The sequence below is a fragment of the Stagnihabitans lacustris genome, from assembly GCF_025950525.1.
Classification (GTDB): domain Bacteria; phylum Pseudomonadota; class Alphaproteobacteria; order Rhodobacterales; family Rhodobacteraceae; genus Stagnihabitans.
In genome coordinates this window covers 177,375-198,194 of record NZ_JAPDGS010000004.1, presented here as the reverse complement: position 1 = coordinate 198,194, position 20,820 = coordinate 177,375, and the positions used below count along the sequence as shown (strand labels likewise).

Annotated in this window: 21 protein-coding genes, 1 tRNA gene and 1 riboswitch; of the genes, 9 read left to right on the top strand and 13 right to left on the bottom strand. The window is 63.8% G+C overall.

Annotated elements, in window-relative coordinates; all coding sequences use genetic code 11:
• Window positions 1–62: 62 nt before the first annotated feature.
• A riboswitch (cobalamin riboswitch) is annotated at window positions 63–258 on the bottom strand.
• A 37-nt stretch (window positions 259–295) separates the two neighbouring features.
• Genes cobO through NX862_RS11935 form a run of 3 tightly spaced genes read left to right on the top strand, consistent with a single transcriptional unit; the run spans window position 296 to window position 2,972 of the window.
• Complete coding sequence (gene cobO / locus NX862_RS11945) at window positions 296–937, top strand: cob(I)yrinic acid a,c-diamide adenosyltransferase (RefSeq protein WP_264494133.1); 642 nt, start codon at window positions 296–298, stop codon at window positions 935–937.
• Window positions 931–1,533: an HAD family hydrolase gene (locus NX862_RS19390; protein WP_319800880.1), complete on the top strand. Its 603-nt coding sequence runs from the start codon at window positions 931–933 to the stop codon at window positions 1,531–1,533. The genes cobO and NX862_RS19390 overlap by 7 nt, the downstream gene beginning before the upstream one ends.
• Window positions 1,530–2,972 (top strand): cobyric acid synthase, encoded by a 1,443-nt coding sequence (locus tag NX862_RS11935; protein WP_264494132.1) that lies wholly within the window; start codon window positions 1,530–1,532, stop codon window positions 2,970–2,972. Before NX862_RS19390 ends, NX862_RS11935 begins: the two co-directional genes overlap by 4 nt.
• Here NX862_RS11935 and NX862_RS11930 read toward each other — a convergent pair.
• From NX862_RS11930 to iscR, 12 genes are all read right to left on the bottom strand, one after another.
• Window positions 2,961–3,899 (bottom strand): threonine-phosphate decarboxylase, encoded by a 939-nt coding sequence (locus NX862_RS11930; protein WP_264494131.1) that lies wholly within the window; start codon window positions 3,897–3,899, stop codon window positions 2,961–2,963. The two genes, NX862_RS11935 and NX862_RS11930, sit on opposite strands and share 12 nt — an antisense overlap.
• Window positions 3,896–4,834, bottom strand: a complete 939-nt coding sequence (gene cbiB / locus NX862_RS11925) for an adenosylcobinamide-phosphate synthase CbiB (protein ID WP_264494130.1) — start codon at window positions 4,832–4,834, stop codon at window positions 3,896–3,898. Before cbiB ends, NX862_RS11930 begins: the two co-directional genes overlap by 4 nt.
• Window positions 4,835–4,837: 3 nt before the next feature.
• Window positions 4,838–5,617: a propanediol utilization protein gene (locus tag NX862_RS11920; protein ID WP_264494129.1), complete on the bottom strand. Its 780-nt coding sequence runs from the start codon at window positions 5,615–5,617 to the stop codon at window positions 4,838–4,840.
• 54 nt (window positions 5,618–5,671) lie between these two features.
• Window positions 5,672–5,748, bottom strand: a tRNA-Arg gene (locus NX862_RS11915).
• Window positions 5,749–5,907: 159 nt separating this feature from the next.
• Entirely contained in the window at window positions 5,908–7,125 is a 1,218-nt protein-coding gene (locus tag NX862_RS11910) for a cysteine desulfurase (protein ID WP_264494128.1), read from the bottom strand.
• A complete protein-coding gene (locus tag NX862_RS11905) occupies window positions 7,118–7,729 on the bottom strand; it encodes a YIP1 family protein (RefSeq protein WP_264494127.1) in 612 nt (203 codons plus the stop codon). The genes NX862_RS11910 and NX862_RS11905 overlap by 8 nt, the downstream gene beginning before the upstream one ends.
• The gene (locus NX862_RS11900; protein WP_264494126.1) at window positions 7,726–8,199 is read right to left on the bottom strand and encodes a YIP1 family protein; all 474 of its coding nucleotides are present in this window, start codon (window positions 8,197–8,199) and stop codon (window positions 7,726–7,728) included. Before NX862_RS11900 ends, NX862_RS11905 begins: the two co-directional genes overlap by 4 nt.
• The gene (locus NX862_RS11895; protein WP_264494125.1) at window positions 8,199–9,467 is read right to left on the bottom strand and encodes a SufB/SufD family protein; all 1,269 of its coding nucleotides are present in this window, start codon (window positions 9,465–9,467) and stop codon (window positions 8,199–8,201) included. The genes NX862_RS11900 and NX862_RS11895 overlap by 1 nt, the downstream gene beginning before the upstream one ends.
• On the bottom strand, window positions 9,467–10,222 hold the full coding sequence (gene sufC / locus NX862_RS11890) for a Fe-S cluster assembly ATPase SufC (RefSeq protein WP_264494315.1): 756 nt from the start codon (window positions 10,220–10,222) through the stop codon (window positions 9,467–9,469). The genes NX862_RS11895 and sufC overlap by 1 nt, the downstream gene beginning before the upstream one ends.
• 2 nt (window positions 10,223–10,224) lie before the next feature.
• Complete coding sequence (sufB, locus tag NX862_RS11885) at window positions 10,225–11,724, bottom strand: Fe-S cluster assembly protein SufB (protein WP_264494124.1); 1,500 nt, start codon at window positions 11,722–11,724, stop codon at window positions 10,225–10,227.
• 12 nt (window positions 11,725–11,736) lie between these two features.
• A complete protein-coding gene (locus NX862_RS11880; RefSeq protein ID WP_264494123.1) occupies window positions 11,737–12,753 on the bottom strand; it encodes a cysteine desulfurase family protein in 1,017 nt (338 codons plus the stop codon).
• 86 nt (window positions 12,754–12,839) lie between these two features.
• Window positions 12,840–13,313 (bottom strand): Fe-S cluster assembly transcriptional regulator IscR, encoded by a 474-nt coding sequence (iscR, locus tag NX862_RS11875; protein WP_264494122.1) that lies wholly within the window; start codon window positions 13,311–13,313, stop codon window positions 12,840–12,842.
• A gap of 158 nt (window positions 13,314–13,471) precedes the next feature.
• Between iscR and NX862_RS11870 the strand changes: the two genes are divergently transcribed.
• From NX862_RS11870 to NX862_RS11860, 3 genes are read left to right on the top strand one after another with little or no spacing between them, the layout of a single operon-like run.
• The gene (locus tag NX862_RS11870; RefSeq protein WP_264494121.1) at window positions 13,472–14,131 is read left to right on the top strand and encodes an alpha/beta hydrolase; all 660 of its coding nucleotides are present in this window, start codon (window positions 13,472–13,474) and stop codon (window positions 14,129–14,131) included.
• Window positions 14,131–14,361, top strand: coding sequence for a hypothetical protein (locus NX862_RS11865; protein WP_264494120.1), 231 nt, complete (start codon window positions 14,131–14,133; stop codon window positions 14,359–14,361). Before NX862_RS11870 ends, NX862_RS11865 begins: the two co-directional genes overlap by 1 nt.
• Window positions 14,361–14,945, top strand: a complete 585-nt coding sequence (locus tag NX862_RS11860; protein ID WP_413694561.1) for an HD domain-containing protein — start codon at window positions 14,361–14,363, stop codon at window positions 14,943–14,945. Before NX862_RS11865 ends, NX862_RS11860 begins: the two co-directional genes overlap by 1 nt.
• 499 nt (window positions 14,946–15,444) lie before the next feature.
• Here NX862_RS11860 and NX862_RS11855 read toward each other — a convergent pair whose 3' ends face one another.
• Window positions 15,445–16,452 (bottom strand): hypothetical protein, encoded by a 1,008-nt coding sequence (locus NX862_RS11855; RefSeq protein WP_264494119.1) that lies wholly within the window; start codon window positions 16,450–16,452, stop codon window positions 15,445–15,447.
• Window positions 16,453–16,624: 172 nt separating this feature from the next.
• On the opposite strand from NX862_RS11855, the gene NX862_RS11850 reads away from it, so the two are divergent.
• From NX862_RS11850 to typA, 3 genes are all read left to right on the top strand, one after another.
• Window positions 16,625–17,839, top strand: coding sequence for an NADP-dependent isocitrate dehydrogenase (locus NX862_RS11850; protein ID WP_264494118.1), 1,215 nt, complete (start codon window positions 16,625–16,627; stop codon window positions 17,837–17,839).
• A 161-nt stretch (window positions 17,840–18,000) separates the two neighbouring features.
• A complete protein-coding gene (locus tag NX862_RS11845) occupies window positions 18,001–18,645 on the top strand; it encodes a VPLPA-CTERM sorting domain-containing protein (RefSeq protein ID WP_264494117.1) in 645 nt (214 codons plus the stop codon).
• Window positions 18,646–18,788: 143 nt separating this feature from the next.
• Window positions 18,789–20,606 carry a translational GTPase TypA gene (gene typA, locus NX862_RS11840; protein ID WP_264494116.1) on the top strand — a complete coding sequence of 606 codons (1,818 nt, stop codon included), beginning with the start codon at window positions 18,789–18,791 and terminating at the stop codon, window positions 20,604–20,606.
• Window positions 20,607–20,820: the final 214 nt, after the last annotated feature.

The window sequence follows — 20,820 nt, the reverse complement described above, 5'->3', positions numbered from 1 at the left end:
TTCAGGGGTATGCGCGACAGGGGACCCCAAAGGCCCAACCTGTCGCGAAACACCCCGTTCGCCAAGTTTCGTCCCAGCTGGCAGGTCTCCCGGCTTGCGGAGGTTTCCCGGTCGCCCGCCTTCCCAAGGTAAACCTCAGTGGCCATGGGCGACCTCTCCGGTCACGGTCGCGGGGGCGGCTGCTTCCAAGGTGTTTCCACCCTGTCGCATTCCCTTTTGGTCTGTCGTATGACAGACACCAGCTATGCCCCTGCTGTGGCAGGATGGCGCGGATACGTCAAGGATAAGAGCCGCCATGTCAGACCCCGAAACCGACACGACCCCCGCTGAAGCGATTTCCGACGAGGTCCGCCACGCCGCCAAGATGGCCAAGAAAAAGGCCGCCCGCGACAAGATCATGGCCGGGAAATCGGGGGAAAAGGGCCTGGTCATCGTCCATACCGGATCGGGAAAAGGCAAGTCTTCCTCGGGCTTTGGCATGATCTTGCGCTGCATCGCGCATGAAATGCCCTGCGCGGTCGTGCAGTTCATCAAGGGCGCCTGGGACACCGGTGAACGTCGCCTTCTGACGCAGAACTTCGGCGACCTGTGCCAGTTTCACGCCATGGGCGAGGGCTTTACCTGGGAGACCCAGGACAAGGCCCGCGACATCGCGGCGGCTTTGGCTGGTTGGGCCAAGGCGAAAGAGCTGATCGAGGACCCCGAGATTCGCCTCGTGCTGCTGGATGAGATCAACATCGCGCTGCGCTACGGCTATCTGGACGAGGCCGAGGTGCTAAGCGTGCTGGCCGACAAGCCGCCCCTGACCCATGTGGTCCTGACCGGTCGTGGAGCGTCGGAGGCGCTGATTGCCGCCGCCGACCTTGTGACCGAAATGACCCTGGTCAAGCATCCGTTCCGCTCTGGCATCAAGGCGCAAGCGGGGGTGGAATTCTGAAGCTGATCGCCTGGGATTTCGACGGGGTTCTGAACCGCGGCTTTCAGGGCGATTTCTTCGCCTGGCAAGAGGGGTTTCGCGCCGATATCGGCGCCGATCCGGAACGTTTCACCGATTTCGTCTGGGCGCAGGGGCGGTTTGATGCGGTTCTGACCGGGCGCTATGACCTGCTGGACCTGCTGGAAGAGTGGCGCGCGGCCCATGCCGTCACCCTGCCCGCCCGTCATGTCCTGGACTGGTGGCTGGCGCGGGATTGCGTTTTGGACCCGCAGGTGACGGCCTGGGCCTCGGCCTGTGCCTTGCCCGGCGTGATTGCCACGAACAACGACCACCACCGCGCGGGGTTCATCTGGCAGGTCCTGGGCGCGCATCGGTTTCAGCGCATCTTTGCCTCGGGGCCGATGGGGGTGAAAAAACCCGACCCGGGGTTTTATGCGGAAATCGAGGCCTGGAGCGGGGTGGCGCCGTCAGATATCCTGCTGATTGACGACGCCGAGAAAAACATCAAGGCGGCCCTTGCGCGGGGCTGGCGGGTCTTTCATTTCACCGATGAAACCCGGGCCGAACTGCCTGAACTTCTGGGGATAGACGCTTGAAAAGCTTGATGATCCAAGGTGCGGGCAGCAATGTCGGCAAGTCGATGCTGGTGGCGGGCTTGTGTCGCGCGATGGTGCGGCGCGGGCTTTCGGTGGCGCCCTTCAAACCGCAGAACATGTCGAACAATGCCGCGGTGACGGTGGATGGCGGCGAGATCGGCCGGGCGCAGGCGCTGCAGGCGCTGGCCTGCGGGCTGGACCCCCATACCGACATGAACCCCGTGCTGCTGAAGCCCGAATCCGAGGTCGGCTCTCAAGTCGTAGTGCAAGGCCGTCGCGTTGCCACCGTCAAGGCGCGGGAGTATTCCGCGCTGAAGCCCAAGCTGATGGCGCCGGTGCTGGAGTCGTTCCACCGCCTGAAAGCCGCGCATGATCTGGTGATCGTCGAGGGCGCGGGCTCGCCTGCCGAAGTGAACCTGCGCGCCGGTGACATCGCCAACATGGGCTTTGCCGAGGCCGCAGATGTGCCGGTCGTCCTGGTCGGAGACATCGACCGCGGCGGCGTGATTGCGCAGCTGGTGGGGTCGCAAGTCGTGCTGGACCCGAAAGATGCGGCGCGGATCAAAGGCTTTATCATCAACAAGTTCCGCGGTGATCCTTCGCTGTTTGACGACGGTTACAAGCTGATCGCGGATCGCACCGGCTGGCAGGGGTTCGGCACTCTGCCCTGGTTCCGCGACGCCTGGCGTCTGCCGGCAGAGGACGCTTTGGACATTTCGGGCTCTCCGCACAAGGGCGCCAAGGTCGTTTGCCTGCAGTTCAGCCGGATCGCCAATTTCGACGACCTGGACCCGCTGAAATCCGAACCGGGGGTCGAGGTCATCATGCTGGGCGCCGGTCAACCCATCCCCGGGGATGCGCGCCTTGTGATCCTGCCGGGGTCCAAATCGACCCGCGCCGACCTGGCCTATCTGCGGTCGCAAGGCTGGGACACTGACCTGATCGCGCATTACCGCCGGGGGGGCCGTATTCTTGGCATCTGCGGCGGCTATCAGATGTTGGGGACCGAAATCCACGACCCCCAAGGGATCGAAGGCGCCCCGGGCTCGACCCGGGGCCTGGGCTTCCTGCAGGTGACGACCGAGATGACGCCGGACAAGCGTCTGACCCGGACCCGCGCCCGCCATATCGCGACCGGGCTTGACCTGGACGGCTATGAGATTCACATCGGCCGGACCACTGGCCCGGACCGCGACCGCCCCTTTGCCACGGTGGACGGTCAGCCAGAGGGCGCGATGTCCACCGATGGCCGCGTGACGGGGTCCTATCTGCATGGGCTTTTCGCCTCGGACGCCTTTCGCGCGGCCTATCTGCGCGCGCTGGGTCTGCCCGCCTCGGACCGCAACCACGGCGCCGAGGTTCAGGCGACTTTGGACGCCTTGGCCGATCATATCGAGGCGCATCTGGATGTTGCAGGCCTGATGGCGCTAGCGCGGTAGGCGGTCCCACTCTGCCAGCCCCGGCAGGCCCAAACGCAGCCAGCCCTTCGACCAGGGGAAAATCCGGCTCCAGATGCCGTGGCGGGCCAGAAAGTCCTGGGCCGCCTGCGCATCCCCGGTGTCATAGGTGCGAAACAGATGGCCGCCACCGACCAGCGCCCAGCCCCAAGCCGCGGCCAGCGCATCCAGGCGCCGCGCCTCTGCAGCCAGCCGCGTCGTGGTCGCGGTCTGCCAAGCGGTGTCCGCCAAAGCCCGCGCGCCGATTTCCAGCGCGGGACCGGAAACCGGCCAGGGTCCGGCCCATTCGGCCATCTGCGCCACAAGCCGGTCCTCGCCCAAGGCAAAGCCCAACCGCAGCCCGGCCAGCCCATAGAACTTGCCAAAGGACCGCAGCACCATCAGCCCCGGCCCGGCCTCCGCGGCGACCGACACTTCGGGCACCGGGTCGGCAAAACTTTCGTCCACCACCAAAAGCCCAACCTTGCCGCGCAGGGCCAGCACCTGATCGCGCGACCAGATCCGCCCGTCGGGATTGTTCGGATTGACCACGACACCCAGATCGGCGCCTGCCAGCGAGTCTAGAGTCGGAACCGGTTCAACCGTCCAACCTTGCGCCGTAAGGCAGGCCGCATGTTCGTTGTAGGTGGGCGAGACGACCCGCGCGAGCCCCCGTGGCAGCAGCCCCGGCACCATCTGGATCGCGCCCTGCGCCCCGGCCAGAATCCCCATCGGCGCGGCGCTGCGATAGGCTGCGCGCGCCGCAGTCATCAAGGCCTGAACCGCATCCTTACGCGGTAAGGCCGCATAGGCTTCGGCCGAGACGGCAACCGGATAGGGCACCCGGTTGATGCCGGTCGAAAGGTCGACCCAAGACCCGCCGCCGAACCGCGCCCGCGCGGCCTCGATGTCCCCGCCGTGATCCCTCATAGCGCCAAAACCATCATGACCAGCGCCATGATCCCCATGGCCCAAAGATAGGCCACCAAGCCGCGCGCCAGGTCAAAGGGCCGCGGATCGGGGGCGCCCACATTCACGTAAGGCTCTGACGACAAAGCCCCATCATAGACCCGGGGCCCCGAAAGCCTGACCCCCAGCCCGCCCGCCAAAGCGGCCTCTGGCCAGCCGGCATTGGGGCTGCGGTGATGGCCCGCATCGGCAATCATCACCTTCAGCGCCTGTTTCCACTCCGACCCCGAAGCCGCCACAAACAAGAGCCCCGTCAGCCGCGCAGGCACCAGATTGACCAGATCATCCAGCCGCGCCGCAGCCCAGCCAAAGGCACGATAGCGCGGCGACATATGGCCGATCATTGAATCCATCGTGTTGATCGCCTTATAGGCCGCAATCCCTGGCAAGCCCAAAAGCACGCCCCAGAACAAGGGCGCCACCACCCCATCCGAGGTGTTCTCGGCCAGGCTTTCCAGCGCCGCCCGCGCCACGCCCGCCTCGTCCAGCAGGTTCGGATCACGCCCGACGATCATCGCCACGGCATCGCGCGCGCCCTGCAGATCGCCGCGCGACAGGGGGCCCGCCACCCGCGCCACATGGTCATAAAGCGAGCGCGCCGCGACCAAAGGCCAGGCCAGAACCCCGGTCAGCACCGCGCCCCAAAGCCCCCCCGGCAAAGCCCAGACCAGAACCTGAGCCGCAAAACCCGCCACAAAGGTCACAAACAGACAGACCCCGACGCCCCGCAACCGGCGCGCCGCAAAGCTGTCGGCCTCGCGGTTGAACCGCCGCTCCAGCGCGTCGATCAGCCCGCCCAACCACGTGACCGGATGGCCGATGCGGTCAAAGACCCGGTCGGGCCAACCCATCACCGCATCCACCGCCAAAGCCAGAACCATGGTGCCTGCAAACATCCCTCACCCTCCCGCGCTGAACCGGGTGATCTTGCAAAACCCCGCCGCGCGCAAGCCCGCCAGCGCCGCATCCGTGTCCATTCCCGGCGCAAAGATCAGCCCCCGCGCGGAACCGGTATGGGCCACCAGCCACCCAAGCGCGCCAAACCGCGCGGCCAGGGCCTCGGTCGGATCGCCCTTGGGCCCGCGCAAAGTCAGACACCGCCCGGCCGAGGCGCTGGCCACCGCAGCCAAACCCGCCAGATCGCAGCTCCGCAGCCGGTCGACCAGGTCGCTGACATCGGCAAAGGCCATGTCGCGCGCATCGGTCCGCTGGCCCTGGCCCCAGAAGCCGCCGACAACCTGAAACCGCGGCAAAGGCGGCAGATGCGCCAGCACCCGCCCCTCCCGTGAGGCCCAAAGCACCCGTTCCGCCGCGCGAAAAACCAAAGGGTCCGATGCGCCCTCGATCCGCCGCACCAAGGACATCAGCGCGGGCGACGCCTCAACCCCCAGCGCCCCCGCCAAGGCCAAAAGCCCCGCGGTCGAGGCCCCGGCCCCGCCCCCCAACGGCATGGCGCAACGCAAGATGAACCGCCCCCGCAGCGGCAGGCCCAGACCCCGCAACAGCGCCACCAACCGCCCGCGTCCCACCGCGCGCGACCCCTGCAACGACAGCGGCCCCGGCGTCACCAAAGCCTCGGCCCACAGCGTCGGACAGGGGCAAGTCACCAGCGCCAAAGGCCCATCCGGCCCCAGCCTGCCCTGAAGGATCTCGCCAAAATGTCCTGTGACGCGCATCATGCGCGCTGCCTGCCAGCGCCAGAGCGCCGCTTCAAGCGAAATATGGGGGAAGTTTGGTGCACCCAGCACGATTCGAACGTGCGACCTTTGCCTTCGGAGGGCAACACTCTATCCAGCTGAGCTATGGGTGCCTAAGCGCTTCTATAACCACACTCCCGCCGGGGTGCAATCCGAAAACGCCCCCCAACTGCGCCGCCAAACCGCAAAAAGCCGCGCCCGATCGCCCTGCGCGGCTGCTCTTTCATACTGACCCAAATACTCCCGCCGGAGGCGCAGCTTTCCGCAAGCGCCTAGCCAAACAGCTCGCGCGCGAATTCCAGCGCCTCGACCAGGGCATCGACCTCTGCGACCGTGTTATACAGCCCGAACGAGGCCCGGCAGGTCGCTCCCACCCCCAGATGCGTCATCAAAGGCATGGCGCAATGGGTCCCCGCTCGCACCGCGATGCCCTTCTTGTCCAATATGGTCGAGATGTCATGCGCATGGGCCGCACCCTGCATGGTGAACGAGAATATCGCCCCCTTGTCCGCCGAATTGCCCTGAATGTTCAACCAATTAAGCCCATGCAGCCGCGCGCGGGCATAGTCGCGCAACGACCGTTCATGCGCCGCCACATGTTCCATTCCCAGGCCCGTCAGGTAATCCAGCGCCACCCCAAGGCCGATCTGCTGAACGATGCCCGGCGTGCCGGCCTCGAACTTCATCGGCGCGTCGTTATAGGTGACAGTGTCGCGCGCGACCTCGCGGATCATGTCGCCGCCGCCCAGGAAGGGGCGCATCTCTGCCATCCTCTCACGGCGGATGAAGATCGCCCCGGAACCGCTTGGCCCATATAGCTTATGCCCGGTGACGGCATAGAAATCCGCCCCCAGCGCGCGCATGTCGACCGGCATGTGGACCGCGGCTTGGCTGCCATCGACCAGGACCGGCACGCCCTTGGCATGGGCGCCCTTCACGATGGTGGCGACATCGACCACGGTCCCCGTGACATTCGACATATGCGTGACGGCCACCAGCCGCGTCCTTGGCCCGATCGCCTCGATCATCGCTTGCGGGTCAAGGTCGCCGTTCTGATCACACTCCACCCATTTCAACACCACGCCCTGACGTTCGCGCAGAAAGTGCCAGGGCACGATATTGGCGTGATGCTCCATCACCGAAAGGACGATCTCGTCCCCGGCAACCAGGCGCGGCGCGGCCCAGGCATAGGACACCAGGTTGATCCCCTCGGTCGAGCCGGTGGTAAAGACGATCTCATCCTCATCCGCGCCCAAAAACCGCGCAAGCTTGCCGCGCACGCCCTCATAAGCCTCGGTCGCCTCGGTCGAAAGGGTGTGCAAGCCCCTGTGAACATTGGCATAACCCTCACGGTAGGTGCGGTTCATGGCCTCGATCACCACTTCGGGCTTTTGCGCGCTGGCGCCGTTGTCCAGATAGACCAGGGGCCGCCCATTCACCCTGCGGCTCAGGATCGGAAAGTCGCGGCGGATCGCTTCGACGTCATACATGCTGCACCGGAGAGAGGATGAGGAACAGGGTCGCCAGCCCGAACGAGACGACGACAAGCGTCAGGATGATCCCGCCCAGCACCTTGCCCACCGAGGTGAAGCCATGCAGGGCGGCGGTGAAATGGGCGGTCAGGAAGAAGACCGAAAAGACCGCAAACAGGATGACCGGCAGCGCCAGGATCGGCAGGGCCAGCACCAAAAGCACCTGCGCCAGTTGCAGCACCATCATCACGATCTGCAGCCAGGCCACCAGCGGCAGGGTCTGATCCCAGGTGCCGTGACCGCCAAACAGCCGCCCGACCCGGTGGATCATCACCGCGCCCAGGATCATCCCGCCAAACTGCAGCGCCGCAAAGGCAAAGGGCGAGGCCATCAGCGACACCATCGGGTCCGCCGGCAAATTGGCCAGGGCTGGATCGCCGCCCGCCATGATCTTGGCCAGCTGCTGCATCCCCAGCGCAAAGAACGTCGTGATGACCGCCACCAGCGCCAGCGCCAAAAGCGCCAACCGTCGCGGCAGGTTCAACGACAAGATCCAGCGCGCCGTGTCCTGCGGCTGATCATAGCTGCGGTGCAAAAGCCGCAGGAAGGATTCGAAACTCATGCGCTTTCCACTTCGCGTAGCATCACGCTGTAAAACCCCAGAAAGGCTGCGAAAACCGTCAGACCCAGCAGGCTTGCGCCCAGTCCCGGCGCCATCGCCCGCGCCAATCCCAGCACCAGGATCACGGGCGAGATCGTGACCAAAGCCCAGACCAACGCCAATCGGCCGTCATAATGCGTGCCCGTGCCGCCCATCAGCCGGGCCATCAGGTGAAAGACCGAGGCCATCAGGTAAAAGACCGGCACAAAGACCAGCGCGCCGTAACTGGCCCCCAGCAGATAGGGCGCCAGCGGTTTTTGCTCCAGCGCGGCTTGGCGCGACAGGTCTGGCGCGGCTGCCACCACCGACAGGACCAGAAAGATCGCCAGCAGGGTGAAGACAAAGCTTTCCGACCGCCCCCGCGCCCGCAGGCGGCGGATGACGGCGCGCGGGCGCCGCCAGCTTTCGGCGATATCGGCGGTCAGCGCCATCAGTCTTCGTGCCGATCAAGCCAGGCTTCCAGCCTTGCGCCGATATCGGCAGCGATGGCCTCGTCCGCGATCTCCTGGATGGCTTCGGCCAGGAAGGCCAGGATCAGCAGGCTTTGCGCGCGCCGCTTCGGCACGCCCCGCGACCGCAGGTAATACAGCGCCGTGTCGTCGATGGCGCCGCTTGTCGACCCATGCGAGCATTTGACGTCGTCGGCATAAATCTCCAGCTCGGGCTTGCACAGGAACTGGCTGTCCTCGTCCAGAAGCAGACTTTGGGAAATCTGATATCCGTCCGTCTTTTGCGCGCCGTTCTTCACAAGGATCTTGCCCTGAAAGACCCCCACCGCGCCATGCTTCAGCACCTTTTTGAAGACCTGACGGCTTTCGCAAGCCACCGCGCCATGGGTGATAAAGACGGTGTCATCGTGGTGAAACGCGCCATCCCCCATCGCAGCGCCCGCGATATGGGCGCGGGCATTGTCACCGGCAAAGGTGATCACCGCCTCGTTGCGGGTCAGCAGGCCGTTCGCGGTCAGGGTAAAGCTTTTGAACAAAGCCTCGGCCCCCAGGCGCGCAAAAACATGCGTCACATTGCGCCGCTGATGATCGCGACCCTGGGCGCGGATGTGGTGGAACCGGGCACGGGGGGCCAATTCGACCTCCAGCACCTGATTGAACCGCGCAGCCCCGGCGCCGGATTCCAGAAGCGTCAGTTCGCAGCCCTCATCGACCTGGATCGTGTGGTGAAGGATCGCGTCGGAAGTCTCTGATTTATGGGCATAAACCAGGTTGATCGGCCGCGCCGCCTGCCCCGTCACACGGATCAACAGACCATCGGTCGCAAAGGCGGTGTTCAGCGCCGCCAGCGGGCGCGCAACCGGGCTTTGGCCGAGGGATTCCAGCGCGCCATAGGCCGTCTCTGCCCAATCGGGCGCCGCCCCAAGACGACTGATTTCGACGCCCGACAGGGTCAGATCATCCGACAGGTCCGGCGCAAAGACGCCATCGACGAAGGTCACGGTCAGCCGGTCGATGCCGTCAAAGGCCGCGGCCTCGTCCTGGGGATCGAAAACCTCTGCCCGAATGGCTGTGGGTGCGACCAGGCTTGCCGGATCGGTATAGCGCCAATATTCGTCGCGGCGATGCGGCAGGCCCATCGCCTGCACGCGGTCCAAAGCACGGGCGCGGGCGGCATCCAGACCCTTGGGGGCGGTCAACGCGCCCAGCCGGGCGGCCAGCGCCTCGGCTTTCGGGGCAATCAAACCCATCAGACCACGCCTTCCAGCAGATCGGCATAGCCGTTGTTTTCAACCTCAAGCGCAAGCTCTGGCCCACCGGTCTTGATGATGCGACCCGCTGCCATGATATGCACGAAATCCGGTTTGATATGGTCCAGAAGCCGTTGATAATGCGTGATAACCAGGAAAGACCGCCCGGCAGAGCGCAAGGCGTTCACGCCTTCGGAGACCAGTTTCATCGCATCGACGTCAAGCCCCGAGTCCGTCTCGTCCAGGATGCACATCTGCGGCTCCAGGATGGCCATCTGCAGGATCTCGTTGCGCTTTTTCTCGCCGCCCGAAAAGCCCACATTGACCGGACGCTTCAACATGTCGGCGTCGATCTTCAGCGTCTTGGCCTTTTCGCGCACCAGCTTCAGGAAGTCGCCGGCCGAGATTTCCTCTTCGCCCCGCGCTTTGCGCTGCGCGTTCAAAGCGGTGCGCAGGAAGACCATGTTGCCGACGCCGGGGATTTCCACCGGATACTGGAAGGCCAGGAACAGGCCAGCGGCGGCCCGCTCTTCGGGCTCCATCTCCAGCAGGTTGACGCCGTTCAACAGCGCCTCTCCGGCCGTGACCTCATAGCCCTCGCGGCCCGACAGCACGTAAGAGGTCGTCGATTTCCCCGACCCGTTCGGCCCCATGATGGCATGGACCTCACCGGGCTTGATCACCAGGTTGACGCCCTTCAGGATCTGCTTGTCCTCGGACTCAAGTTTGACGTGCAGGTTCTTGATTTCAAGCAGATTCATCCGACGGACCCTTCCAAGGAGATGGCAACGAGGTTCTGCGCCTCCATGGCGAATTCCATGGGCAGAGCCTGCAAGACTTCGCGGCAAAAGCCATTGACGACCAGCGCCACGGCCTCTTCCTCATCCATGCCCCGCGAGCGGCAATAGAAGAGCTGATCTTCGTCCACCTTGGACGTCGTCGCCTCGTGTTCAACGCGCGAGGTCGTGTTCTTGACCTCGATATAGGGCACGGTATGGGCGCCACACTTGTCGCCGATCAGCAGGCTGTCGCACTGGGTGTAATTGCGGCTGTCGGCGGCTTTCGGGTGCATGGACACCAGCCCGCGATAGGTGTTCTGCGCGCGCCCCGCGCTGATCCCCTTGGAGACAATGCGCGACTTCGTGCGCTTGCCCAGATGCACCATCTTGGTCCCGGTGTCGGCTTGTTGGGCGTTGTTGGCAATCGCAATCGAATAGAACTCGCCCTGGCTGTCATCGCCACGCAGGATGCAGGACGGGTATTTCCAGGTGATGGCCGAACCGGTTTCGACCTGCGTCCACATCACCTTGGCCCGCGCCTCACGGCAATCGGCGCGTTTGGTCACAAAGTTATAGATGCCGCCGACGCCGTTTTCATCGCCCGGATACCAGTTCTGAACGGTCGAGTATTTGACCTCGGCATCCTCCAGGATCACGATTTCCACGACCGCGGCGTGCAGCTGATGGGTGTCGCGCTTCGGCGCCGTGCAGCCTTCAAGATAGCTGACATAGGCGCCGCGATCACAGACGATCAGCGTGCGTTCGAACTGCCCGGTGTTCTCGGCATTGATGCGGAAATAGGTCGACAGCTCCATCGGGCAGCGCGTGCCCGGCGGGATATAAACGAAACTGCCATCCGAAAAGACCGCCGAATTCAGCGTGGCAAAGAAGTTGTCCGACGGCGGCACGACCGAACCCAGATACTTGCGCACCAGTTCAGGATGTTCGCGCACGGCCTCGGAGATTGAACAGAAGATCACCCCCGCCTTGGCCAGTTCCGCCTTGAACGTGGTCCCAACCGAGACGCTGTCAAACACCGCATCCACAGCCACGCGGCGCTCGCCCTCGGGCGCCTCGACCCCCGCCAGCAAAGCCTGTTCCTTCAGCGGAATCCCCAGCTTTTTATAGGTCGCCAGCAGCTTCGGGTCGACCTCGTCCAGCGACTTCGGCTTGACCGCCATGCTTTTGGGCGTCGCATAGTAATACTGGTCCTGATAGTCGATCGTCGGATAATCCAGCATCGCCCAATGCGGTTCCTCAAGCGAAACCCAGCGCCGATAGGCCGCCAGCCGCCAGTCCAACAGCCACTCCGGCTCCTCGTTTTTCGACGAGATCAGCCGCACGATATCCTCGTTCAGGCCCTTCGGCGCATAGTCCATCTCGATCTCGGTGGACCAGCCGTATTTATAGGCGCCCATGCCGGCGACCGTCTCGATGGTCTCGCGGTCCACGCCTTCGCGCACGTCCAGTTCGGCCATGTCACATCCCTTTCATCCGCGGCGCGTCAGAACCCGCCGGTATTCCCGCCCCCACACTTCGGCAAAGCGAAGGACCTGTTCTTCCGTCACATCAGGCCCCAACGAAATCCGGATCGCCTGACCCGCCAAATCGTCGGAATAGCCCATCGTCTTCAACACGCGTGAGGCCTTGACCTTGCCGGACGAACAGGCCGAGCCCGCCGAGACCGCAAAGCCCGCCAGATCCATCGCCATGACCTGCGTTTCGCCCTTCCAGTGCGGAGCGATCAGGCAAATCGTGTTCGGCAGCGTTCGCGCGCTATTCCCGACGGAAATAGTATCAAATCCCAGCGCTGCCAAGGCCTGATTTAGAGTCTTTCTAACTTCCGCCACGCGGTCCCAGACCCCATTGGCCAAATCCCGCGCGGCAGCCTCGGCCGCAGCCCCGAAACCGGCGATGCCGATCAGGTTTTCGGTCCCCGCCCGCCGCCCCATCTCTTGCCCACCGCCGCGCAACACCGGCGCCACCTCCAGCCCCTGCCGCAAGACCAAAGCGCCAACCCCCTTGGGCCCGCCCAGCTTATGCGCCGAAACCGCCCCCATCTGACAGCCCAGCCAGTTGAAGGCGACGGGCAGCTTGCCAAACCCTTGCGTCAGGTCGGAAAATCCCAGGCCCTCGGGAAGGTCCTGCACGATCCCGGTCTCAGAATTCGCCAGTTGCAAGGCCGTCCGCGCGGGCTCCGCCTCTGCCCCGACGTCACACCAGGCCGAAACCGCGTCATGCTCCACGCCGGAACACACAAACCCCCGCCCTGCCAATGCCATGGCGCAAGCCTCGGTGGCGCCGGAGGTAAAGACGACATCCGCCCCCTCTGCCCCCAAAGCCGCCGCCACCTGCCCCCGCGCCCGCTCCAAAAGCCCGCGCGCCGCCCGCCCCTCCTGATGCACCGAGGAGGGGTTGCCCACCACATCCATGGCCAGGGTCATCGCGGCCCTTGCCTCAGGCCGCAAAGGCGTCGTCGCATTCCAGTCCAGATAGGTCCGCGCCATCTTCGTCTTTCATACTGGCTCAAATATTCCACGGGAGGGTCCGGGAGGGTGTGAAACCCTCCCGGGCGTGTCCCGCAAGTCTGACGCTATTCGTCCACGACCGCGAACAACTGCGGCACCGCAGGACAAGGCCGCATCTCATTGCGGATCACATCCGACAGCCGCGTCTGATGCAGGAACACATAGACATGGGCCGACAGCCCCTCCCACAGCCGGTTGGTCAGCGACTGCGCCCGCGTTCCTGACACCGCCCCCGACGCCCCCGCCCCGGTGTGCATCGCATCCACCGTCTCTTCGACCGCCTCCAGCACCTCTGACACCCGGATTTCCACCGGTGCCCGCGCCAGACGATAGCCGCCGCCCGGGCCCCGCACCGCCTCGACCAACCCGGCCCGGCGCAGCTTGACGAACAGCTGCTCCAAATAGGGCAGCGAGATATCCTGCCGCTTGGCGATCTCGGCCAGGCTCATCAGCTCTTCGGCACCTTTGGCTTTCGCTTCGGCCAGCGCCAGATCGGCCAAAGCCACCATCGCATATCGTCCCTTGGTCGAGAGTTTCATCTTGCTTCCATCTCCTGGTCGATTCGCGGCAACGGGCCATTGACGCAAAGCCCCGGGTCCCTTACCTGAAACCCGAAGCCACGAAGAGTTTTCCTCTTTGGAATGGTTCTAAATTATCCGACCGAATTCGTCAAGAATAGGTCATCAGGCGAGGTCACATGCCCGAGGTTATTTTCGCCGGCCCCGAGGGCCGTCTCGAAGGCCGCTATCACCCGCAAAAGGAAAAGGACGCGCCGATTGCCATCGTGCTGCATCCCCATCCGAACTACGGCGGGACGATGAACAACAAGGTTGTCTACAACCTGCATTATGCCTTTTACAACCTGGGCTTCTCGGTTCTGCGGTTCAACTTCCGCGGCGTGGGCCGGTCGCAGGGCGAATATGACATGGGGATCGGGGAACTCAGCGACGCGGCCAGCGCGCTGGATTACCTGCAGTCGATGAACCAGAACGCCAAGCATTGCTGGGTCGCGGGTTTCTCCTTTGGCGCCTGGATCGGGATGCAGCTGCTGATGCGCCGGCCCGAGATCACCGGCTTCATCTCGGTGGCGCCGCCGGCGAACCTTTACGACTTCAGTTTCCTTGCGCCCTGCCCGGCCTCGGGTCTGATCATCAACGGCTCGGCGGACAAGGTTGCCCCGCCCAAGGATACGGTCGCGCTGGTGAACAAGCTGCACGAGCAAAAAGGCATCACGATCACCCATGACGTGATCGAGGGCGCCGACCACTTCTTCAAGGACGACGAAGCCCATATGAAGCCGATGATCGACACGGTTTCCACCTATGTGCGCCGCCGCCTGACCGAGGTGACGCGCTAATGGCGGTGATCGACGAACTTGGCGACGCGCTGGCCCGTGACGTGATCGCGGCCTCCGAAAAGCTGGGGGATGATCGGTTGTTCGACAAGCTGGCCAAGATCGTGGGCGACGCCTCGCCCACGCTTTTGGAGGCCTTTACCACCGGCTACCGGGTCCGCATGGCCGAACGGCGCGCGCGCAAATGGCTGGAGGCCGCCTTGGCCGCGGGCAAGGCCGACGAGGTCCGCTGATGGACCGGATCGAGGCTCAGTTCGACTTCCTGAACGAGGCCGACCGGTTGAAATCCGTGCTGCGGGCCACGACGCTTGTCGATGGCTCGCGCCGGGAGAATTCGGGCGAACATTCCTGGCACCTGGCGCTTTATGCGATGACCCTGGCCGATCAGGCCGCCGAAGGGGTCAATATCGACCGCGTGATCCGCATGCTGTTGCTGCATGACCTGGTGGAGATCGACGTGGGCGATGTGCCGATCCATTCCCAGGGCGGCACCGCGCATGGGTCGACCGACACGCAAGAGGCCGAGGCGCGGGCGGCGGACCGGATCTTTGGCCTGCTGCCGCCGGATCTGCGCCTGGCCTTCCGCGCGTTGTGGGACGAGTTCGAGGCGGCCGAGACCCCGGATGCGGTGTTTGCCAAATCGCTGGACCGGGTGCAGCCGGTCATGGCCAACCTGATGTCGGGCGGCGGCACTTGGGTGGAATACCAGGTCACCTCCGAGCAACTGGACGCGCGGGTCGGCACCAAGATCGCGCGCGGCGCGCCCCGGCTGTGGGATTGGGTCCGCGCCAAGACCCGGGGCTATTTCACCTCCTGAAAGCGGCGGCAGGGTCCGCAAAACGGTGGCCCCGCATCCTTCGACAGACCCGCCCTGCCCCAAGGCTTTGCCCGTCCCAAGGCTTTGCCGTTCCCAGAGGATCGGCACGCCTATAGCCGGCGAGGGTCAGGCCGACAGCAAGGTCGGAAGCCTGGCGCGCCCGGGCCGTGGCCCCAAAGTGTCCGCCAGGCCTTGCGCGTTTTGGCCCCGCCCCTAACCCGCCCAAATTCCTCCTGCACCGCTTCGGGATCGCGCCGTCTGGTTCTCGCGGCCAGTACAGGGCGCATCGCAGGAGCCCCTTCGCGCATCAAGACCCTTCGCGGCCCGGGCCAGCCCAAGCGCCTAGCCCTGCTGTGGACCTTCAAACCGCCTGCTGCCTTGCAAGATCGCCCCAACCCATCTGTCGCCTGCCCCTGTCATCGGCAAAGCGCAGGCCAGCCGCATGGGGTCAAGGGGCTCGCAGAAGCTTGCCTTACAGCTTTGCCCGCGCCATCCCGGCCTATTTCACCTCTTGGGGATCATTGATCCGCACCGCCTCGACGTAAAGTTGCAAGAGTGTGCTTTGCACCAGGCTGGGGTCCAGGGGCGGAAAGATTTCCTCTTCGGGATAGGTCGACAGGTCGTCGTCAAAGACCTGCTCCAGCCCCATCATCCGCGCCAGCCGTGCGTTGCAATCGGCAAAGCGGTCCAGAAAGGCCCGGGCCTGGTCGCATGACGGCATGACCTTGTCCTTGCTGTCGGGGATCAACCCCTTGGCAAAGGCCGCCTCGATCGGGCGCTGAAAAAGGCCCGCCTGGCGCAGCAGATAGACCAGCCGCACCGTCGTGGCCCCCAAAGAGCGATTGGCGTCAATGATCCGGCTTTCGGGCGGCAGGATCAGGCCGGTCGCCTGAAGGAAGTCCTCCATCACGTTGCCGTTCGGGAACAGCGCGCGGTCATAGCGGCGCAGCACAAGGCGCGCGCCGGGCAAGGCCGCGGCCCAGGCCTCGACCTTGGAGGCATAGTCCAAATAGCCCATCGCCTCGGCCCCCATGCAGTCGAAAGGCGCCGCCGTGCCGCCAAAGACCATGGCCGATTGCACCGTCCGCCCGCCCTGCATCCATTGCGACAGGGCCATCTTGTCCTGACGGCGCAGATAGGCGACCACCGTGATCTCGTCGAAGCGCTGCGTCAGGGCGGGGGCGAAATCGGCAATCCCCTCCTCGTTCAGAAAGAACAGATCCTCGGCTGACAGGATCACATCCAGCCGCGTTTGGTCGATGACCGACAAAAGCCCGGCAAAGACCGCCGGATTGACCGGAAAGATCGTCTCGCCCTTGCCGCGCGGCCCGCGCAGGACGCGGAACATGTTGCCCCAGTTCAGAGGTTTGCCGGGGATATTGGCCAGAAACCAGCCGATCTCTTCCAAAAAATCGGCCTTGGCGAACAGATATTCCTGTATCGCCGTCGTCCCGGTTTTGTGCGCCCCGATATGCAGGATCAGTTTCCTGGGTCTTGCGCCATGCATCTTTCATCCGCCCTTCTGGCCCCTTTTCCCTGTCTTGCCAAAGATTGGTTACCAAATTCCCAACACAGGCCGGGAAAGCGCCGGAAAGTCGGTATACCGTAGCATACCGACTTTCTTTTGACCGCGGTTTCGGCTAGACCTACGCGGAACGAATCCCCATACAGGTGCTTTCATGACCAAGATCAAGGTGGCCAATCCGGTCGTAGAACTCGACGGCGACGAGATGACCCGGATCATCTGGGACTTCATCAAGCAAAAGCTGATCCTGCCCTATCTGGACATCGACCTGAAATACTATGACCTGGGCATCGAGGTGCGCGATGCGACCTCGGATCAGATCACCATCGACGCGGCCAATGCGATCAAGGAATTCGGCGTCGGCGTGAAATGCGCCACGATCACCCCGGACGAACAGCGGGTCCAGGAATTCAACCTGAAACAGATGTGGAAGTCGCCCAACGGCACAATCCGCAACATCCTGGGCGGCGTGATCTTCCGCGAGCCGATCATCTGTTCCAACGTGCCGCGCCTGGTGCCGGGTTGGACCAAGCCCATCGTCGTGGGCCGCCACGCGTTCGGCGACCAATACCGCGCCACCGACTTCCGCTTTCCCGGCAAAGGGAAACTGACGCTGAAATTCGTCGGCGAAGACGGGGAGGTCATTGAGCGCGAGATGTTCAACGCCCCCGGCGCCGGTGTGGTCATGGGGATGTATAACCTGGACCAGTCGATCATCGAATTCGCGCGGTCCTCGCTGAATTACGGGTTGATGAAGGGCTGGCCGGTTTATCTCTCGACCAAGAACACGATCCTCAAGGCCTATGACGGCCGCTTCAAGGACCTGTTCGCCCAAGTCTATGCCGAGGAATTCGAAGACAAGTTCAAGGCCGCTGGCATCCATTACGAACACCGCCTGATCGACGATATGGTCGCCAGCGCGATGAAATGGTCGGGCGGCTATGTCTGGGCTTGCAAGAACTATGACGGCGATGTGCAGTCCGATACCGTGGCGCAGGGCTTTGGCTCTTTGGGCCTGATGACCTCGGTCCTGATGACGCCCGATGGCAAGATCGTCGAGGCCGAGGCGGCGCATGGCACCGTCACCCGTCACTTCCGCCAGCACCAGAAGGGCCAGCAGACCTCCACGAACTCCGTGGCCTCGATCTTCGCCTGGACCGGGGGCCTCAAGCACCGCGCGAAACTGGACGACAATGCGCAACTGCTGCGCTTTGCCTCCACGCTGGAGAAAGTCACCGTGCAGGCCGTCGAGGATGGCTGGATGACCAAGGATCTGGCGCTGCTGGTCGGCCCGGATCAAAAGTGGCTGACCACGATCGGCTATCTGGAGAAGGTCGACGAATACCTGAACAAGGCGCTGGTGGGCTAAGGCCGACCACCACGGAATTACCGCAAGGACCGGCACTGCCGGTCCTTGTCGTATCTGGCTTACCGCTATCAACGAATCACGATTTGGTGTAAGTTAACCTTGTTTTGTGTTCTTAAAGAGGTAATCCAATGAAAAATCTTGCGCTTGCTTGTGCAGTCGCCTTGTCCCTTGGTTCTGGGGCACAGGCTGCGACGATCACCAACGGTTTTACTTTCGCGGTGGCCAACGGGGGCGGCAGCTCTGCGGGAAGTCACTTCCATTCCTCGACCGGGGGTGTTTTCGGCAATCCGGCCGGCAAGGCCGAAGTCGGCTCGTTTTCGTCGGAAGAGGTGCGCGGCCTGTCGGAATATAACCTTACCGGCCTGACCGCGAGCCCCTTTGCCTTTGTGACCTTCGACGTCTTCGCCTTGGCGGGGTTGTTTTCGGGGACGAACGACTTTCTCTATGACGGCACGATTTCGGTCGATGCCTATCTTGGGAACAATGCCGAGAACATTTCGGACTTCACGGCGGCATCCCTGGGTTCGGTCGGAACCTTCGGCACCGCGGGCCTGCAGGTCGGGGATGTGCTGAGCTTCAACATCACCTCCATCTTCAACACCTCGATCGGCAATTCCTCGGCCTCGCTGGGCATTCGCCTGACGCGGCTGGGCGCTGGAAACGGGGGCGCAGTGACCTTCGACGACTTCCGCCTGACCACCGACAATCAAAGCACGGTGCCGACGGTTCCGGTTCCCGCCTCTTTGCCGTTGTTGATGGCAGGCGTTGCGGGTCTGGGGCTTTTGCGCCGCCGCAAGCAGGGCTAAGCCCGTCCGACCAGACCGCCTTTTCGGGCCTGCCGCTTTGCGTGCAGGCCCGTTTCCTTTGGAAACCTCGAAATCACTGGCCTTTCGCGCGCGCCCCGTGTAAGGCGCGTGCAACCGCAGCATATTTGAAAGCAGGCCCCCCGATGGAGCTTCGCAACATCGCGATCATCGCGCACGTTGACCATGGAAAGACCACGCTCGTTGACGAGCTTCTGAAACAATCCGGCGCCTTCCGCGAAGGCCAGCAGGTTTCCGAACGCGCGATGGACAGCAATGACATCGAACGCGAACGTGGCATCACGATCTTGGCGAAATGCACCTCGGTCGAACATGACGGCATCCGCATCAACATCGTCGACACCCCCGGCCACGCCGACTTTGGCGGCGAGGTCGAACGCATCCTCTCGATGGTCGACGGCGTTTGCCTGCTGGTCGATGCCGCCGAAGGCCCGATGCCGCAAACCAAGTTCGTGCTGGCCAAGGCCCTGGCGCTGAACCTGCGCCCCATCGTCGTGCTGAACAAGGTCGACAAGCCCGACGCAGAGCCCGACCGCGCGCTGAACGAGGTCTTCGACCTGTTTTCGAACCTGGGCGCCACGGACGAACAGCTTGATTTCCCGCATGTCTATGCCTCGGGCCGCTCTGGCTGGGCTGACAACGAGCTGGACGGCCCGCGTGAAAACCTGAACGCGCTGTTCGACCTGATCGTGAAGCACGTGCCCGCCCCCGCGCAACTGTCGCGCGCTGACGAGCCCTTCCAGATGCTGGCCACAACGCTGTCGGCCGACCCGTTCATCGGCCGCATCCTGACCGGCCGCGTCGAGGCAGGCCGCCTGAAGGCCGGCACCACGCTGAAGGCGCTGACCCGCGACGGCGAGCGGATCGAGCAGTTTCGCGTCTCCAAGATCCTGGCCTTCCGCGGCCTGGGCCAACAGCCCATCGACGAGGCCGTGGCCGGTGACATCGTCACCATCGCCGGCATGTCCAAGGCCACCGTGGCCGATACGCTGTGTGATCTGTCGATCGACACCGCGATCCCCTCGCAGCCCATCGACCCGCCGACCATCACCGTGACCTTCGGCATCAACGACTCGCCCCTGGCTGGTCGTGACGGATCGAAAGTCCAGTCGCGCGTGATCCGCGACCGCCTGATGAAGGAAGCCGAAGTCAACGTCGCCATCAAGATCGCCGACACCCCCGGCGGTGAGGCCTTCGAGGTCTCGGGCCGTGGCGAATTGCAAATGGGCGTTCTGATCGAAAACATGCGCCGCGAGGGGTTCGAACTGTCGATCTCGCGCCCGCGCGTGATCTTCAAGGACATCGAAGGCGTCCGTCATGAGCCGCTGGAAGAGGTCATCATCGACGTGGATGACGAATTCTCGGGCGCGGTCATCGAAAAGCTGACCGGCGAGCGCAAGGGTGATCTGGTCGAGATGAAGCCCGCGGGCGTCGGCAAGACCCGGATCATCGCCCATGTGCCCTCACGCGGGTTGATCGGCTATCAGGGCCAGTTCCTGACCGACACGCGCGGCACGGGCGTCTTGAACCGCATCTTCCACGGCTGGGTGCCGCACAAGGGCCCGATCCAGGGTCGGCGTCAGGGCGTGCTGATCTCGACCGAGGCCGGCGTTTCGGTGGCCTATGCGCTGTGGAACCTGGAAGACCGCGGCAAGATGTTCATCGGTCCGCAGGAAAACATCTACACCGGCATGATCATCGGCGAACATTCGCGCGACAACGATCTGGAAGTGAACCCGCTGAAGGGCAAAAAGCTGACCAACGTCCGCGCAAGCGGAACGGATGAAGCGGTCCGCCTGACGCCGTTTATCCGGATGAGCCTGGAAGTCGCCATCGCCTATATCGACGATGACGAGCTGGTCGAAGTGACGCCCAAGGCGATCCGGTTGCGCAAGCGGCTCTTGGACCCCAACGAGCGCAAGCGCGAAAGCCGCAAGGACTGAGGGGCTTCAGGCTGGGGCTCTGCCCCAGACCCCGGAATATTTGGATCAGTATGAAATCAAAGCGGCGCCTTCGGGGGCCGCTTTTGTTTTGGGTGACGGTGGAGGGGATTTGCCCCGGCTGCGCTGGACCCGTTTGAAAGCGGCGCCTTTGGGGGGCCGCTTTGGTCTTGCCGGGTCTTGGGCGGAAGGGGGGCGCTGCCCCCAGGCCTTTGGT

Excerpts from the sequence above, each read along its gene's own strand:
- iscR (WP_264494122.1), bottom strand. The coding sequence starts at position 13,313 with ATGAAACTCTCGACCAAGGGACGATATGCGATGGTGGCTTTGGCCGAT.
- sufB (WP_264494124.1), bottom strand. The coding sequence starts at position 11,724 with ATGGCCGAACTGGACGTGCGCGAAGGCGTGGACCGCGAGACCATCGAG.
- NX862_RS11860 (WP_413694561.1), top strand. The coding sequence starts at position 14,361 with ATGGACCGGATCGAGGCTCAGTTCGACTTCCTGAACGAGGCCGACCGG.
- NX862_RS11880 (WP_264494123.1), bottom strand. The coding sequence starts at position 12,753 with ATGGCGCGGACCTATCTGGACTGGAATGCGACGACGCCTTTGCGGCCT.
- cbiB (WP_264494130.1), bottom strand. The coding sequence starts at position 4,834 with ATGTTTGCAGGCACCATGGTTCTGGCTTTGGCGGTGGATGCGGTGATG.
- cobO (WP_264494133.1), top strand. The coding sequence starts at position 296 with ATGTCAGACCCCGAAACCGACACGACCCCCGCTGAAGCGATTTCCGAC.
- NX862_RS11870 (WP_264494121.1), top strand. The coding sequence starts at position 13,472 with ATGCCCGAGGTTATTTTCGCCGGCCCCGAGGGCCGTCTCGAAGGCCGC.
- typA (WP_264494116.1), top strand. The coding sequence starts at position 18,789 with ATGGAGCTTCGCAACATCGCGATCATCGCGCACGTTGACCATGGAAAG.
- NX862_RS11920 (WP_264494129.1), bottom strand. The coding sequence starts at position 5,617 with ATGATGCGCGTCACAGGACATTTTGGCGAGATCCTTCAGGGCAGGCTG.
- NX862_RS11895 (WP_264494125.1), bottom strand. The coding sequence starts at position 9,467 with ATGGGTTTGATTGCCCCGAAAGCCGAGGCGCTGGCCGCCCGGCTGGGC.
- NX862_RS11900 (WP_264494126.1), bottom strand. The coding sequence starts at position 8,199 with ATGGCGCTGACCGCCGATATCGCCGAAAGCTGGCGGCGCCCGCGCGCC.
- NX862_RS11855 (WP_264494119.1), bottom strand. The coding sequence starts at position 16,452 with ATGCATGGCGCAAGACCCAGGAAACTGATCCTGCATATCGGGGCGCAC.
- NX862_RS11905 (WP_264494127.1), bottom strand. The coding sequence starts at position 7,729 with ATGAGTTTCGAATCCTTCCTGCGGCTTTTGCACCGCAGCTATGATCAG.
- NX862_RS11850 (WP_264494118.1), top strand. The coding sequence starts at position 16,625 with ATGACCAAGATCAAGGTGGCCAATCCGGTCGTAGAACTCGACGGCGAC.
- NX862_RS11865 (WP_264494120.1), top strand. The coding sequence starts at position 14,131 with ATGGCGGTGATCGACGAACTTGGCGACGCGCTGGCCCGTGACGTGATC.
- NX862_RS11910 (WP_264494128.1), bottom strand. The coding sequence starts at position 7,125 with ATGTATGACGTCGAAGCGATCCGCCGCGACTTTCCGATCCTGAGCCGC.
- NX862_RS11930 (WP_264494131.1), bottom strand. The coding sequence starts at position 3,899 with ATGAGGGATCACGGCGGGGACATCGAGGCCGCGCGGGCGCGGTTCGGC.